The sequence below is a fragment of the Burkholderia sp. 22088 genome, assembly GCF_052045915.1.
GTDB lineage: Bacteria > Pseudomonadota > Gammaproteobacteria > Burkholderiales > Burkholderiaceae > Burkholderia > Burkholderia cepacia.
The window spans coordinates 1-15,989 of record NZ_JBQEPY010000005.1 but is presented as its reverse complement, the minus strand read 5'-3'; the positions used below and the strand labels follow the sequence as shown (position 1 = coordinate 15,989).

At 59.8% G+C, this 15,989-nt stretch carries 14 protein-coding genes; 6 read left to right on the top strand and 8 right to left on the bottom strand.

Annotated elements, in window-relative coordinates; genetic code table 11:
• Positions 1 to 66 precede the first annotated feature (66 nt).
• From ACTJLD_RS10865 to ACTJLD_RS10855, 3 genes are read right to left on the bottom strand one after another with little or no spacing between them, the layout of a single operon-like run.
• Positions 67 to 2,142: an acetate--CoA ligase family protein gene (locus ACTJLD_RS10865; protein ID WP_440658702.1), complete on the bottom strand. Its 2,076-nt coding sequence runs from the start codon at positions 2,140 to 2,142 to the stop codon at positions 67 to 69.
• A gap of 30 nt (positions 2,143 to 2,172) precedes the next feature.
• The gene (locus ACTJLD_RS10860; protein WP_193093299.1) at positions 2,173 to 2,961 is read right to left on the bottom strand and encodes an enoyl-CoA hydratase/isomerase family protein; all 789 of its coding nucleotides are present in this window, start codon (positions 2,959 to 2,961) and stop codon (positions 2,173 to 2,175) included.
• Positions 2,962 to 2,974: 13 nt separating this feature from the next.
• Positions 2,975 to 4,207, bottom strand: coding sequence for an acyl-CoA dehydrogenase family protein (locus ACTJLD_RS10855; RefSeq protein ID WP_440658701.1), 1,233 nt, complete (start codon positions 4,205 to 4,207; stop codon positions 2,975 to 2,977).
• A gap of 405 nt (positions 4,208 to 4,612) precedes the next feature.
• Between ACTJLD_RS10855 and ACTJLD_RS10850 the strand changes: the two genes are divergently transcribed.
• On the top strand, positions 4,613 to 5,599 hold the full coding sequence (locus ACTJLD_RS10850) for an NADPH:quinone oxidoreductase family protein (protein ID WP_193093301.1): 987 nt from the start codon (positions 4,613 to 4,615) through the stop codon (positions 5,597 to 5,599).
• Between the two features lie 54 nt (positions 5,600 to 5,653).
• On the opposite strand, the gene ACTJLD_RS10845 is transcribed toward ACTJLD_RS10850, so the two are convergent.
• Positions 5,654 to 6,433: an SDR family oxidoreductase gene (locus tag ACTJLD_RS10845; protein WP_440658699.1), complete on the bottom strand. Its 780-nt coding sequence runs from the start codon at positions 6,431 to 6,433 to the stop codon at positions 5,654 to 5,656.
• 275 nt (positions 6,434 to 6,708) lie between these two features.
• Here ACTJLD_RS10845 and ACTJLD_RS10840 point away from each other — a divergent pair, with 275 nt between their 5' ends.
• From ACTJLD_RS10840 to ACTJLD_RS10820, 5 genes are all read left to right on the top strand, one after another.
• Complete coding sequence (locus ACTJLD_RS10840; RefSeq protein ID WP_440658698.1) at positions 6,709 to 7,503, top strand: enoyl-CoA hydratase/isomerase family protein; 795 nt, start codon at positions 6,709 to 6,711, stop codon at positions 7,501 to 7,503.
• 495 nt (positions 7,504 to 7,998) lie between these two features.
• Positions 7,999 to 8,778, top strand: a complete 780-nt coding sequence (locus ACTJLD_RS10835) for an enoyl-CoA hydratase-related protein (RefSeq protein ID WP_059497406.1) — start codon at positions 7,999 to 8,001, stop codon at positions 8,776 to 8,778.
• A gap of 27 nt (positions 8,779 to 8,805) precedes the next feature.
• The gene (locus ACTJLD_RS10830; protein ID WP_440658697.1) at positions 8,806 to 10,476 is read left to right on the top strand and encodes a class I adenylate-forming enzyme family protein; all 1,671 of its coding nucleotides are present in this window, start codon (positions 8,806 to 8,808) and stop codon (positions 10,474 to 10,476) included.
• Positions 10,477 to 10,588: 112 nt separating this feature from the next.
• Entirely contained in the window at positions 10,589 to 11,332 is a 744-nt protein-coding gene (locus ACTJLD_RS10825) for an SDR family NAD(P)-dependent oxidoreductase (protein WP_440658696.1), read from the top strand.
• A 746-nt stretch (positions 11,333 to 12,078) separates the two neighbouring features.
• Positions 12,079 to 13,257, top strand: a complete 1,179-nt coding sequence (locus ACTJLD_RS10820; protein WP_440658695.1) for a porin — start codon at positions 12,079 to 12,081, stop codon at positions 13,255 to 13,257.
• Positions 13,258 to 13,705: 448 nt separating this feature from the next.
• Here ACTJLD_RS10820 and ACTJLD_RS10815 read toward each other — a convergent pair whose 3' ends face one another.
• From ACTJLD_RS10815 to ACTJLD_RS10800, 4 genes are all read right to left on the bottom strand, one after another.
• Positions 13,706 to 14,233: a 2'-5' RNA ligase family protein gene (locus tag ACTJLD_RS10815; protein ID WP_440658694.1), complete on the bottom strand. Its 528-nt coding sequence runs from the start codon at positions 14,231 to 14,233 to the stop codon at positions 13,706 to 13,708.
• 79 nt (positions 14,234 to 14,312) lie between these two features.
• Entirely contained in the window at positions 14,313 to 14,879 is a 567-nt protein-coding gene (locus ACTJLD_RS10810) for a nucleotidyltransferase family protein (protein WP_440658693.1), read from the bottom strand.
• Between the two features lie 94 nt (positions 14,880 to 14,973).
• Positions 14,974 to 15,489: a GNAT family N-acetyltransferase gene (locus tag ACTJLD_RS10805; protein ID WP_440658692.1), complete on the bottom strand. Its 516-nt coding sequence runs from the start codon at positions 15,487 to 15,489 to the stop codon at positions 14,974 to 14,976.
• 113 nt (positions 15,490 to 15,602) lie between these two features.
• Positions 15,603 to 15,989 (bottom strand): IS30 family transposase (locus ACTJLD_RS10800; protein ID WP_440658690.1); only part of this gene is annotated, 387 nt, incomplete at its 5' end.

The following is a 15,989-nucleotide window of genomic DNA, read 5'->3' as shown; positions in this document are numbered from 1 at the left end:
TCTTCAACCCAAACGTCAAGAACCGAAACAGCCGGACGCGCTGTCCTCTGCACGTCCAGCGTTCTTTCACTGCACCGTCACTAGCGCATCGACGGCACCGAGTCCCCGTCCACAAGACCTCACGATCACGGGGTTGATCTCGAACTCCTGGATCGCCGGGCTCGCGAGGAACATGTCGCCAAACCGCACGGCCGCCTCCACCAGCGCGTCCAGGTCCGCCGCGGGCTTTCCACGGAAACCCTCTAGAAGCGTCCACAGTTTGAGCTTCCGAAGCGCCTGACGAACCTGATCCGCAGTCACCGGTAGCGCCAGGTGCGACATGTCGCGGTACAGTTCCACCGCGACGCCACCGGAGCCGATCGAGATGATCGGCCCGAAGTCCGTCTGCCTCATGCACGACACCACGATTTCGACGCCGTCGCTGATCATTTCCTGAACCAGGACGCCCATATCGGGTCTGGCTACCCGCTCGCGAAACTCGCGCGCACAGGCATCGACCTCCTCGGGGGTTTGAACGCGTAACTTCACCAGGCCAAGCTCGGTCTTGTGCTCGCATTCCGATGGCAGTACTTTCACGACCAGCGGATACGCCATTCCGGCACATACTTCCGACGCGCGGTCCTCCGGCCCGAGCACCACCCACTTAGCGGGTGTCATCCCGCTCTCCGCGCAAAACCGCATCGTTTGCGTCCAGTCCTCCGGCGCCGCCCGGTTCGCCAACGGCGTCCGAACCTGCGATTTTGGCAATGACAGCATCCGGCTACGCTTGTACAGCAGCGACAGCGCTTTCATCGCATGCGACGGATCCGCGACCAGCAGCACGCCCGCCTCCCTGAACGATCGGCGAGTCTCGTGATCCGGCAGTTCCCCGATAAAACTGATCACCACCGGCATGGACCGCGCCACCTTCTTGAACACTTCGGCGTTCGGCTCAAGGTACCGACGACCGCTGCTGGCGAACTGCACGATCAGTGCCTCTGCCCTCGGCTCGGCCTCGATAGCGAAACACGTGTCACGGAACAGCGTCGGCACGCTCTGAATCTGCCCCGTCAAATCCACCGGATTGGCTGTGCGTGCAAACGCCGGCAGAACCCGCTCCAATTCTGCTGCAGTTTGCTGGCCGAATTCCGCCATCGGAATCCCATATTCACTGCTGTGGTCGGCGAGCAGCGCGCCTGCCCCACCCGACGAACTCAACACGGCTAGGCCGCCCCGCGGATCGCCGCTCGCGCGGGGTTCCGGCATATATGCCAGGACCTCGACCGCCGACATTGCATCGGTCAGGCTATCGACCGTGATCACCCCCGCCTGCTCCAGCACATCCGCATATACCGAGTGCGCCGAAGCAATTTTCCCGGTGTGCGACGCGGTCGCCTGCTGCCCGATCGTCGATCGGCCGGCCTTCAAAGCGACGATCTGCACACCGCGTTCTCGCGCACGCTCTGCAATCCTGACGATCCGGCTCGCTTCGTCGAGTCCTTCGATGTAGAGCGCGACCACGCGCACATCGTCCTGCTCGACGATGTGTTCGAGGACGTCAAGGGCATCCGAGCAAGTCTCATTGCCGACGCTCACGATATACGAGCATCCGATTCCGTTGCTCTGCAGGAAATTGCCAATTGCCCCGGCGAGCGCGCCACTCTGGCTGACGACCGCGATCGGCGCGTGCTTGAGCGTCGGAAGACTCATCGCCGCCGATCCGAACGTCATCATGACGCGCCGACGAACCGACCACACGCCTTGACAGTTGGCGCCAATTACCGCCACACCGTGCGCCCGCGCCGTTTCAGCCAGGCGCTGCGCATGTTCCTTTCCGGCTTCCGTCTCTTCGAATCCGGAACTGAAGACAATCGCGCTGCGTATCCCCTTTTCCCCGCACTCCGCAATGACGCCCGGCACTGTGTGAGCCGGCGTAATCACCAGTGCAACGTCCGGCACTTCGGGCAATGCCGCCACCGACGGATACGCGATCAGCCCTTCTACCTCGGTGTGGTTCGGGCTCACCGGATACACGGCCCCGCCAAACCCATGCTTCAACAACACACGCACCAGCGAATTGCGCGGATTGCCCGGCTGCGGTGATGCGCCGACGATCGCGACGCTGCGCGGCTCAATAAACTTCTCGAATGCATGTCTGTCCATATTCCGTTTCTTCTCAAGTCGACGGCGCTGTCAGCGCCCGATGAATTTAGGTGTGCGCTTCTCCTTGAACGCATTCACCGCTTCCTGATGGTCCTCGCTGGCGCGTACAATCGGCAGATTCGCAGCCACCAATTCGTGAGCCGTCTGCAGGTCTTTGTCCAGGCCAAACCGCATCACTCGCTTGATCAACTGCACGGCAAGCGGCGGCCCATCCGCGATCCGGCGTGCGAACGCATGCGTCTCGTCCATCAACTCCGCGTCCGGAAATACCCTGTTCACCAGACCGATTCGCTCTGCATCGCGCGCCTCCATCCAGTCCGCTGTCCAGAACATCTCGAGTGCCTTCGACATCCCGATGATGCGCGGCAGCAGATACGCTCCGCCAACGCCGGGAATCAGTCCCAGTCGAACGTAGGTCTCGGCAAAGCGTGCACTTTCCGCTGCGAAACGGATGTCGCATGCCAGAGCTATGTCCAGTCCACCGCCTGTCGCCAGTCCATTCAATGCAGCGATCACCGGCTTGTCGAGTTCGGTGATCTTGCGTGGCAGACGCTGTACGCCGTCGGCTACTCGCGCCTTGATATTCGCCGGCGTCTGCGCTGCCGATGCGGAAAAGGTCTCGACGTCACCGCCCGTCGTGAATGCGCGCCCGGTGCCCGTCATCACGACGACGCGAATGTCCGGATTCGCACGACACTCCTCGAGCGCCTCGATCCACGCGTCCTGCATCGCCTCGGTAAAGGCGTTCAGTTTGTCCGGACGATTGAGTGTGATCGTAGCAATGCCACGATCTATTTCTAATCTAAGTTGTTCCGACATATCGTCCTCCTCACTACTCAGTTTGTTCTGACTTCTTCAGCACATCGTCCTTTCGGATGTCGCGTAGTCCCGTCTTTCCGTGATGGCGGTCCGCCAGCTTGTATCCCAACGCGTCCTCGGCGATCAGAATCTTCTGCACGTTCGCCGATCCCTCTCCCGTAAAGAACATGTCCGCATATGCCCGGTACCACGACACCCGGTATTCCTTCGCCAGTCCATAGCCGCCGAAAATCTGCACCGCCTTGTCCGCACAAAGTTTTGCGGTCTGGGATGCGTGGTATTTTGCGATCGCCGCGATCCGATTCGACGGCAGGCTCGCATCCATCATCTGCGCGGCCTTGTAAACCAGCGCCCGACTTGCCTCGATCGCGACCGCCATCTCAGCAAGATCCGACTGAATCATCTGAAACCGGCCGATCGGCTGGCCGCGCAGAGTCCGCTCGTTCGCGTAACGCAGCGCATCCTCGTAGCATGCCCGCGCAACCCCCAGAGCCTTGGCTGCCACCCCAACGCGCCCGGGCTGCAGCGTACGCATGATGATCTTGGAGCCGTCCCCTTCGTCGCCGAGCCGGTCCTCAGCCGGCACGACAAAATCGTCCAGATACACCACGTTCGTCCGGAACGCGTTCGACAATCCCATCATGTCAATCGGTTGAGCGGTCCATCCCGGATATTTCTTCGGCTGCACGATGAACGCGGTCACCCCCTTCGCGCCGGCCGCACGGTCGGTCTTCGCGAACAACACGCCGACATCCGTCTCGTTCGCGATCGAAGCGAACATCTTCTGTCCGCTGATCCGGTACACATCCCCGTCCCGACGCGCGAACGTCTGCATACTGCCACCCGGGTCGGAACCACCGCCCGATTCCGTCAGCGACATCATCCCGATCGCCTTTCCCGCCAGCAGGTCCGGCACGTACTTGCGGATCTGGCGCGGCGTCCCGCCGAAGTAGATGGCGCTCGGGCACGTCGATCCCTGCTGGTTGTTGCATGATGCAAAGCGCACGTCGATCCGGCACATCTCTTCCTGGATCACCGCCGCCGCGAGGTAGCCCATATCGCTCCCTCCCACCGACTCCGGAAAAACAGCCCCATATAGTCCCGCTTCGCCGGCCTCGCGCACCAGGGCTCGCGGAAACTGTCCGCGCTTCTCGAACTCGTCCATGACCGGCACGACCTCGTTGTGCATGAACCGCGTCACCAGGTCGCGTACCGAATCGATCTCCTCTGACGTCGCCTTATCCACGCGCTTCCTCCTTCACGGGTCTTTCGATCGGGCCGCGCCGAACGGCATCTTCGTCAGCCCACCACAAGTGCTTTTCGACACGTCATCTCAGCAACATGCATGCCATCGATCAACATGGGTCGTTTTGCAACCGCTATCGGCCGTCGGAGCCCGCGCTGCCAGCGGCGACCGCAACACACACGTTCTCGATCGTGTACATCATGCGGACGGCGCACTGCGAAGTGTCCGCGATACAGACACACGTGAGTTGCCGCGCACAATCCAATGACATGCCGAGCGGGCTCGTGGTCGATCCAGCTGCGACGAGAATGGCACGCGCATTGCAATGCGATACGCACGGCCCGGCGAATTCACCCGGCATAGCCGGAAGCACTCGTCCATATTCGAAAAAACGGAGAAAGAGTAATGCGCGCGATTCAAATCAAGACGCTCGGCCTAGCCGAAATTCATACGATCGAGGAATTCCCCGATCTCGAACCGGGAAGGCACGAGGTCGTCATCGAGGTCAAAAGTGCTGCGGTCAATTATCCGGATCTGCTCGTGATTTCAGGTCAATACCAAACGCGCCCGCCGTTGCCATTCACCCCCGGGAAGGAAGCCGCGGGCATCGTACGCATAGTCGGACCGGGCGTTACGCGGGTCAAACCGGGGGATCGCGTGCTGATCCATGTGGAATGGGGTGCCTTCGCAACGCAGGTGCTCGCGCAGGAAGATCAATGTCTGCCGCTGCCCGACGATATGGCGTTCGTAGAAGCGGCCGTCCTAGGCCTTCCGGCGCAAACGGCGTGGTTCGCACTGATGGAACGCGGCCGCTGGCCCGGCGAGGCCGTACTCGTCAATGGCGCCACAGGCGCGGTCGGCTATGCCGCCGTGCAGATTGCAAGCGCGATGGGTGCGACGGTCCTCGCAGGCGTGAATTCACCGGAGCGTGCGAGATCGCTGCTCAGTGACGTGCCGTGCAGCATCATCGATCTGAGTGCGCCCGATCTGCGCAACAGCCTTCGCACCCAGGTCCATACTGCGAATCGGGGCCGGGGCGCCGACATCGTGATCGATATGCTCGGTGGCGAAATCTTCGACGCGTCGCTGCGTGCGCTTGCGTGGGATGGCCGAATCGTCACCGTCGGCTTCGCCGCCGGACGGATTCCCGAAGTCAAGGCCGGCTACCTGCTCGTAAAAAACGCGACGGTCAGCGGATTGCAATGGACGGACTATCGCGATCGGCAGCCGTGGAAGGTCGCGCAAGCCCATACGGTCATGGCATCCATGTGGGCCAAGGGGACGCTGCGCGCCAACATCATGCAGACCGTTGCCCTGAGCCGCTTCTCCGAAGCGCTCCGGCTGATCGGCACGCGTCGTGCGACGGGTCGCGTCGTACTGACGATGGACTGAGCACAAACGCTTCGAGCAGATCGAGTGGGCGGAACGCCCGCCGGATCGGCACGATTACGCAGCGACGTACTTGAGCCACCGGCCGCCGTCGACGATCAGATTTTCGCCGGTTATATAGCATCCGAGATCGGACGCCAGAAAGGCAGCCGCATTCGCGATATCCGCCTTCCTGCCGAATCGGCCGAGCGCCGTCTTCCTGACCTCCAGTTCGCCACGGCCGGTTTCCTCGTACATGCGACGCACGCCCTCGGTATCACCGATCGGTCCGGGGGAAATCGTGTTGACCCGGATGTTGTCACCGCCCCACTCTACGGCCAATGTCCTCGACAACGACAGGATGCCGCCCTTTGCCGCCGACGCGTGCGCGGCACCTGGCCAGCCGGTCACCCCCAGCATAGTAATGATGCTGATTATCGAACCACCGTGTACCGATCGCTTTAGATGCGGATAGGCTGCATGGCAGCCGTGAAACGTGCCGTTCAAGTCGATGTCGATCACCGCCCGCCAACCGCCGGGCGAGAGTTCCGCTGTCGGACATACGAAGTTTCCGGCGGCATTGTTCACAAGTACGTCGAGACCACCGAAGCATTCGACCGCGCCGTCCACCGCGGCTTTCACGTTGTCGTAATCGCGTACGTCCGCGCGCCGTGCAGCGGCACGGCCACCGCTTTCGTTGATCGTCCGAGCTGCCGCCTGAACGCGCTCCTCGTTGCGGCCTATGAGCATCACCGACGCGCCCAGACCGGCATACATCGTGGCGATCTCGAAACCGATACCCGTACCGCCCCCCGTGATCAGGGCAACGCGGCCGGCCAGCGTATTGTTCGCGAACATCGAGGCATCTCCGTTGAATCGGGTTGTGTTCTCTGGCGTGTTCAAGGCGCGCCAAGCTCGTACGCGCTCGATCATGCAAGCGCCATGCCGACGTTCATTGCTCGCTAAGTCGACGTTCGCACATGCATTTCGAGTTTGCCGCTAGGTCACATTCGTGTTCCGCAAAAAATGCACGCAACGGGTACCGCATGCCGATCACGTCGAACCAAGCCAATTGGCACGGCGATTGCGTGCATCCGCAATCATTCATCAAAGCAGCATCCAGGAGAGATCGCATGACCGAACAGCTGGTAAACACCTCGATCGAAGGTTCCGTATTTGTCATCCGGCTCTGTAGCCCTGCCGACCGCAATGCGCTGACGACCGAACTGCGCGAACAGCTCGGCGACGCGATCGAATACGCGCAGAACAATCGTGCAGTGCGCGCGGTCTATCTCACCGGCGAAGGTCCGACGTTCTGCTCCGGGGGGAACCTGAACCTGCTGAAAAATGCGTCTGCACCATGGACCGTCCATCGGCGCTTTCGCGGCATGAGCAAATGGCTCACCCCGCTGATCACGCTCGATAAGCCGGTCGTCATCGGCGTGCGAGGTCAGGCGGTGGGAGGAGGATTCGGTCTCGCGCTGACAGGCGACCTGCTAATCGCCGGCCAGGGGGCGAAGTTCATCCCAGGATTCTTCCGTATCGGGGTAGTGCCCGACATTGGAACGATGTACCACCTTCCGCGGCTCATCGGTATGGCGGCTGCGAAGCGGCTGCTTTACAGCGGCGCGACGCTCTCCGCACAGGACGCGCTGGAGCTTGGGCTCGTTGCACAGGTGGTGCCCGACGCGAAGGTGGATGAAATCGGACTCGCGGAAGCCACGCGTCTCGCGAATGGTCCTGCCGAGGTCATGGGTCTTGCCAAGAACCTGATGGCACGCAGTTTCGAAACAAGCCTTCACGACATGCTCGCGTTCGAGGGATTCGGGCAGATCCTGGCCATGTCGAGTCCCGAGTTTCAAGAAGGACTCGGCGCCGCCGTGGACGGCCGCCCCGCGGACTTCAAGCGAGCCGCATCGGACCAGTAAGCAAGCGCAAGTCGCACCCGATCCGGCTTGAGGCTGCGGCCTGGCCTCGAAGCCGGCGCTTGACCTCGAACCGTTGCTGCGATTATCCCGGCCCTCCAGGAGGGTTGCTTTTTTGTCCAGGCGGCAGCTCGACACCGGCACCACGCAATCTCGTCCCGGCATGCCAGTACATCGGCACTCAGCCGCGCGCGGTGCAATGGGGCACGTGGTGTCTGCGCGGAAATCACCCCAACACGATCGATTGCTGTCGTCGCGGCGGACACTCGCCGATGGTTCAACCCATCTGGCTACCGCACTTTCCGGACGCAATTGCGATTTCCCAATGCTCGTCAGTTTGGCACGGAGCTTGCAGATTAAACGCCGTGACGACATTCGCGATGCTCACGCCGGCTGCCATCGGGTCGACTCAAAGGCCCGAATTGCGCTATCGCAGTCCATCGCGATCGTCCGAAATCCTTCAACTTCGCGCAGTGCGCATCCCTCTAAGGACAATCAATGCAATTCGAAGAAATCATCTATCAGGAAGACGGCCCGATCGGCACCATCACGCTCAATCGCCCGCAAGACGGCAACATGTTCACACCGCGTATGTGCCACGAGATTCGCGATTGCATCAACGAAATCCGTCGCGAGACGCGCACGCGCGTCATCGTGATTACCGGAGCTGGCGACAAGTTCTTTTGTACGGGAGGCCGCAAGGAAGGCATGGAGGACTCGCTGCTGTATGCAGGCGTTCTGCCGACCCTCGAAATGTACGAGAGCATCGACCGCCTGCAGAAACCGGTGATTGCGTGTGTCAACGGCTACGCTGTGGGCGGGGGTAACGTGCTGCAGGTCGTATGCGATATCACCATCGCGAAGGAAAGCGCGGTGTTCCGACAAGTCGGCCCGATGGTCGGTAGCTTCGATGGCGGCTACGGTACCTGGTATCTCGAGGATCTCGTCGGCAAAAAGCGCGCGAAAGAGATGTGGTATCGCAATCCCAAGTTGACCGCACGAGAAGCGCTCGAATGGGGGCTCATCAATCACGTGGTTCCGGACGCGGAACTCCAAGAGGCGACGCGCAAGCTGGCGCTCGAAATCGCCGACCGCGGCGCATTCGCGCTCGCATCGATCAAGGCAGCATTCAACGCGCGCCACGGCGGCGTTTCCGGCCTGTCGCGCATGGCGCACGACCTGCTCCTGCGCGCATACCTCGACTCCGACGAGCACGCAGAACTGGCCGATGCATTCGCTGACCGCAGGGCGCCGGATGCAACTCGATTCGGCCATTAACCCGCACGCCTCCTGGAATTCCCGACCATGTCGCATCTCCTTACCTTGCATGATCCGGCAACGGCCCGAAAACACTATCTGACCGGAATCTGGCAAACCGACACGCTTTACTCGCTCGCGAGACGCCACGCGACCGAGCGAGGCGCCGCTTTCGCCGTGAGAGACAGCACCAGGCGCCTGACCTGGAGTGCGCTCGTCGCGTGGGCAGACGCCGTCGCCGCCGATCTCCACGACAGCGGATTGCGTAGTGGCGATCGCGTGTCCGTATGGCTCCCGAACCGCGTCGAAATGACGGTCATTCAACTGGCGTGCTCCCGCAACGGATACGTCTGCAACCCGTCGTTGCATCAGAACTACACGGTTGCCGAAATCCTATCGATGCTCGGCCGTATCGAGTGCCGGGCGTTGTTTGCCCAGCCCGGCTGGGGCGCGGATGCCAATCGGGTTGATGTATTCTCGGGCGCCAACGCTTTGGGTCACGTCAAGCGCGTGTATGCGCTGCCTTCATTGCGTGTAGCCGATCCAGACACGCCGCCCGGAACCCACCCGTTTCCGATTCCGGGACACATTCCACAGATTCCGCTTCCGCCGCCGAGCCAGAACCCCGATCAAGTCGTCTATCTGGCATTCACGAGCGGCACGACCGGCACGCCGAAAGGCGTGATGCACAGCGACAACACGCTGCTCGCGAACGGGCGCGCGTTGGTGTCCGACTGGAAACAAACCAGTGATACCGTACTGCTCACGCTGAGTCCGCTGACTCATCACGTCGGCACAGTCGCCTTCGAACAAGCGCTCGTCGCAGGCTGTGAACTGGTGATTTACGATCCGACAGCCGGCATCGCGCCGCTGGACCTGATCGTATCGACCGAAGCCAGCTACGTGATGGGGGTCCCCACGCACGCGATCGACCTCCTGCAGGAGATAGAGCGACGCGGTGTCACGCACCTCGGCTCCGTCAAGGTTTTCTACATGGCTGGGAGCCTGATCCCGAGTGAGACCGCCCGCAAGCTGCTCGCTCTTGGCGCAACGCCGCAGAACGTTTACGGCATGACGGAAAACGGCTCCCATCAATACACCAGCCCGATCGATTCGGTTGACGTCATTACCGCGACGTGCGGAAAGGCATGTGACGGATACGAAGTGCGCCTATGGCAACCCGATAATCCCGATCTTGAGGCCGCTCCCGGCGAAGTTGGCGAAATCGGCGGCCGCGGCGGCGTGCTGATGCTCGGCTACTTCGACAATCAGTCGGCGACCGAATCGTCGTTCAACAGCAGCGGTTGGTTCATGAGCGGCGACTTGGGTCGCTTCGATGACGCCGGCAACCTCGAAATCGTCGGGCGCAAAAAGGATCTGATCATCCGCGGCGGCCACAACATTCATCCGTCGCACATAGAAGAGTTCGCCCATCGTCATCCTGCCGTCAAGAAAGCAGCGGCATTCGGTATACCGGACGAACGCCTCGGCGAAAAGGTCTGCCTCGCGATTATCGGAGACGGCGCTCCGCCCGCCGCCGACGAGTTGCTTGCGCATCTGGCCCGGGAAGGCCTGTCGAAGTTCGATATGCCCGAGTACTTCATCGCACTATCGGAATTTCCGCTGACCGCCAGCGGCAAGATCCTGAAACGTGAGTTGGTCCAGTGGGTACGGGACGGCCGTATCGAGCCGGCTCCTGTACGGTTTCGCACCGCCTGACATATTTCCAATCCACAATTCCGCGCGTGTCGCGAGGGCAGAAAGTCGATCGGCACGTGCGCTATCGACTCGCCCTCGAACACCGCAATTGCTTCCCCTTGGAGTAGTCTTAATGACCCGTGATTGCATAGTCGTAACAGGCGCGAGCCGAGGCATCGGCGCTGCCATTGCACGCGCCCTGGCCAAGCAAGGCCATTACGTTGCCTGTCTGTCGCGTTCGGGCGCCCTGCCATCCTTTCCCGACGCCTGTCCAAAAGTGTCCGCACACTGGCTACCGCGTACCGCCGACGTCACGCGTCCGGAGGACCTCGCGAGAGTACTCGGCGAACTCTCCAAAGAAGAATGGCGAATCGTCGGCCTCGTCAATAACGCGGGGTTCCACATCGACGCACCGTCGGCGGAGTTGCCCCTTGATCAGTGGCATCAGGTGATGGACATGAACGCGACGTCTGTCGTCTCCGCGTGTCAGGCGGCCTATCCCCATCTCGTATCGGCGGGTAGCGCGCTGATCGTCAATATCGGCTCTTTCTTCGACAAACTCGGTGTCAAACGCAACCTGGCGTACTGCGCTAGCAAGGCGGCCGTCGGCGCCATCACACGCTGCTTGGCAGTCGAGTGGGCGAGCAAAGGGATCCGCGTCATCAACGTCGCCCCCGGCTATATTCAGACGGACCTGAACGCACACATGATCACTGAGGGTCCGCTGGCCGACTATCTCGAAAAGCGAATTCCGCGCGGCCATCCAGGCACCGCTGAAGAAGTCGGCGCACTCGTGGCGACTCTTTTTACCCCGGGTATCGCGTTCTTGACAGGCGAAACAATCTACGTCGACGGCGGTCAGGGTATTGCGCACTGACGCCCGCGTGGTCGCGCAAGGTCGCGCCCAGTGCGCGACCTTCCTGAACGATATAAGAATCTCGCAAACACTTTTCCTCCGACAACGCTCTTACTCCACAGAGCTCTGAGCATCGGACGAGGCGGCCCACATGACGTTTCCGCGTCACGTACACGAAGTCACATAGCTGTTTTTCGCAAGTACATCGTTGTCGAAGCCAAAAACACCGATAGACACGAGGTCACGACCGAACGTTGCCGTATCGCTCCGACCGAAGTCAGCGTGAGCTCAGATCCGCGCACACCCCGACACGCTGCTGTCTCGCTGGCATGGACGTTGCATTACCGTAAGAGCCGAGGCGCATGAAGTAGCCTGCGGCAATATCAGCAAATACAAAAACCGATCTATTGGAGACAACCGTGACGCCCCCCCACCCGTGAGTAATCGCACGTCGGACCGCATCGACACATTGCGATCTTTGAACAACCGAATGCAATCCTTCCCTCTCACGCGCATCGCGGCCGATACCGCCTGCGTGCCGCACCATTATTTCTGCAATCCGGAGGAGGACCTGGCGATCGATATTTTACCTCGATATTTCGCCATTCAAATATAGCGCCGCGCACAAGGTCCGCTTGTGCGCTGAGGTTCCTGCGCCATTCGACTGACTCGTGAATTTTCAGTATGTATCGCGTTCGATCTCTAGCGAATGCGTTCGTCGGCGCAGCGAACTCAAAGGTTAACATAATTAGTTAGGATACTATATGATGAATGCAACCTACAGACAGAAAATTGTCTGCGCCGCTCTCGCCACCGGCTTTTCAGTCGCAGCACACGCTCAAAGCAATGTCACGTTGTATGGCGTCATCGACGAAGGCGTGATGTTTCAGAACAACAATGGAGGCGGAAAGCGGGTTTTTCTCGATTCACTGAGCGGAATCTTTGGCAGCCGGTGGGGTATGACCGGGAGTGAAGATCTGGGCGGTGGCATGAAAGCAATCTTCACGATTGAGTCAGGCATCAATTTGAACAATGGTGCTTTCGGACAAGGAGGCACCGCGTTCGGTCGTCAGGCTTTCGTTGGCCTGAGCAGCGACCACCTCGGCAGCCTCACCTTTGGCCGTCAGTACGACATTATCTATTACTTTCCCTTACCCCTGACTGCAGCCAGTTTGATCGGCGGTCCCGCTGCAGTCCATCCGGGGGACATCGACAACGGCGCGAACACGGTGCGCGTCAACAATGCCATTCGCTATATGAGTCCGAACTTCAACGGCCTCAAATTCGGCGGCGAGTATAGCGTTGGGGGCGTAGCAGGAAACCTCACCGCTAACAGCGGCTATTCACTGGGATCTTCTTATCAATATGGTCCGTTCCAGATAGGTGCTGCGTTTGAGTATTTCAAGAATCCGACGGCCGCAACCGCGGGATCCGGATTCTTCACCGATAACGCAAGCGGTTCATCTCCACTGGCCTTTTCGCTCAACAAGGCGTACAAGAGCGCGCAATCCTATCAATCTGCGATTGTCGCCGCCAATTACAAAATCGGCGCATTGACCGTCGCGGCGTCCTACTCGAACGTTCAATATGGGCAACTCGGGGCGGAGTTTAGCAGTAGTGGAGCTCGCTTCAATAACTTCGACATCGGCGCGCAATACCAATTTTCCCCCTTCTTTTTTGCAGGCTTCACCTACGACTACATGAATGGCGCGACGGTACGCACCGCGAGCGGCACGGCAGTTGGGAACCAACACTACAACCAAATCGCCTTCATGGCAGACTACCTGCTCTCCAAACGAACCGACATTTACGGTACAGTCGGCTGGCAGCGAGCGTCAGGCACGTCATCGACAGGAGCCGCTGCCGTTGCCGATATCGACAACCTGGGTGACTCGTCGAACAACCATCAGGTGCTGATCCGGGTAGCATTGCGGCATCGGTTCTAAATCCGTGTTGAATTGCACGCGGACGCACCGAAGCAATTGCGCCGCGTGCAATTTATTTGCGTTCGCTTTCCGTTTGCGGCGCCCATGGGGTTAAGGACGGCAAACCTTGCAATGCGCGTACAACCTCGTCAACAACCTCTATGCGTGTGAAAACCCATATTTGCTGATTCACCATCCCGGGAATGAGTGCCGCCTCCGGGGTGTGGTCAAGTCGGGGGCCGGGGAGCAATGGAACAGAGAAGTCAGTTAAGCCCGGCGAACGTGCTGGAGCCCTCAAGATTCGGATTTTTCGTACGTCAGGCGGCTAGGTGCTCTAGCTCTAGCTTCCCGAATATCGCTGAACGACCCGGAACGGACGGTCAGCTTTCTACAAAGCAGCCATTCGCTTCAGATCGGCCAGATGCATAGTCCCATGGAACAGTCCAGACCGGACTGCGGTCGATCGTCACTACACGTAGACATTTGGAAGATCAATCACATGCATCTTCCTCCAGCGGCCCGACGAGTTCCCCAGCAGAGCGACAGCGCTACAGCACGTTCGAATCGCCTCCCGCGCAGACAGACGATGTTCGAGTTCGACGGCAGCCAAATGTGCTGTCGCAGCATCGCCGTGTGCGACAGTCAGATGCGGGACGATGCCATCGTGTCCGTCACCATAGGGGCGAAACATGGGGAATCGCTCGATCAGCGCAGTCGTCAAGGCGACGAACGGTTCTGGCGGATCGGGAGCAAGATAAGTGGTGACCGCAAACCGCTCGACCTTCCTCAACGAAAATTCGAACGGCTGCACGTTACTCAGCGCGCTTCGCGCCTGATGAAGGACATCGGGCGTAATTTCGTCAGGCGGCATGAAGGGAAACAGGACCGTGATATGCGCCGGCACGCCCAAGTCAGAGGTAGCATCAAACCGGCTCCGAAGGTCCGCTACTGTTGACTCGGCTGCGGGAACCTCAACGACGAACGCTGTTGTGAGCATTCGGGAATCCTCTCGCGTCGATTGACCATTTATGGTCGACTTCCGTCGGTAACTCGCCCCTTGACTGCCTGCGACATCTCTAAATGATGATGGTCACACGGGGCCAGCGGTCCTTGTATCTTTTCTGCTGGATTCGCTGAAGATAGGTATCAATGCTGACACGCACTGGATTGCGTCGTACCACCATGGAAAAGAGGTCGTCGAGCCCGTATGGCGCGCAGACATCAATTGTCCCGTCACGAAGCAAAGTCAGTCCTACCGTCGTCGTGTACTCCGGCCACGACGCAATGGCTTCGGCCAGTGAACTGAAGGGGGGCACCGGATGCCCAAAGGCGCTCTCGAACCAGAGATGAACAGCGGCCTGATTCGTGACCTCCCACGGAATTTCGGGACACTGCGCGGTGAGGCTGCGCTGGATTTCGGCATCGCGAATCGACGACAAATCGGACGGGTCGAAGTAGGCTAAATCGACGTCGGCTAGGCGTGTCGGAGTCACATATCCGTGGAGCGAGTCCCAGACCAAATTGCGAATGGCCCCTGCGCCAATGCACCAGGATTTCAGGCCCATTGCACGTGCCGCCGACAGCGCCGACAGACACCAAGATGACTGTCGGGCTATTTCGACTAATCTTTCGTTGAGATTCATCGCGGATCTACGCGGCCTAAACGAGCAGCACTGCTCAGATTGTCACCAAATCCGGCCGCACTGTCGAGTGACCGAAACCGGCGGTAACGAGCGTCTACACACGTCCATGTAGAGCAAGCTCGTGAATGTCATCCAGCCGGATTTCAAAGTGCGCGCGCCCGCGAGTCCTTGAGATCAAGCGAAATCCGCATTTTTCCGCTACCCGAACAGAGGCCCAATTTTCAACCGAGCATGATGCTGCCATGCTTACGATCCCGCCCGAACCAAACGCTTGCAGCAGCAGTTCGCGAACTGCCGGAGCCGCGTAGCCTTGTCCCCAAAAAGCGGGCAAAAGGAACCATCCACAATCGGCCGAGCCAGGATCCCGAACTGTATATCCGACGCTTCCGATCATTCCAGCCTGGTGCTGAAATTCCACTGCGTAGAAGAATCGCACCCGCTCGGCGGAACTTTGCTGCGCTATCACGTCAGCCAGAGCTTTCTCGCATTGCTCTCGCGTTCGCGGGAGCCATGACACATATCGTGCGACACGAGAACTCATTTGCAATTCGCAGAACCGATCGGCGTCAGACAGCGCATGCTCACGGAGTCGAATACCGTACAGTTTCATCGCATATGCCGGACGTTCTGGAAGCCAAATTGTCATCGATTCGGCCGTTTGCGTCGAGTGTCGGCTATTGGCCGGTTGTAGCCCGACGCGTTCGGCTGTAGCCGATGGTGGATTCAACCGGTCGATGCAACAGCTTGATGGAATCGTTCAGCCGGTGTATCGAAGTTTAGTGTCTTGCGTGGACGTTCGTTGAGCCGTCGGGCAATGGCGTTGAGCTTGGCTTGCGAGTAGGCAGAGAGGTCGGTTCCTTTTGGGAGGTACTGTCTCAGCAGCCCGTTCGTGTTTTCGTTCGTGCCGCGTTGCCAGGGATGCTGGGGATCGCAGAAGTAGACCTTGATGTCCGTCGCGACAGTGAAGCGCTTGTGGCCAGCCATCTCCGTGCCCCGATCCCACGTCAGCGATTTATACAATTCCTGCGGAAGCTTGCCGGCGTGTCTTATCAGAGCATTGACGACAGCTTCAGAGTCCTTGCTGGCAATCTTCACCAACATCACGAACCG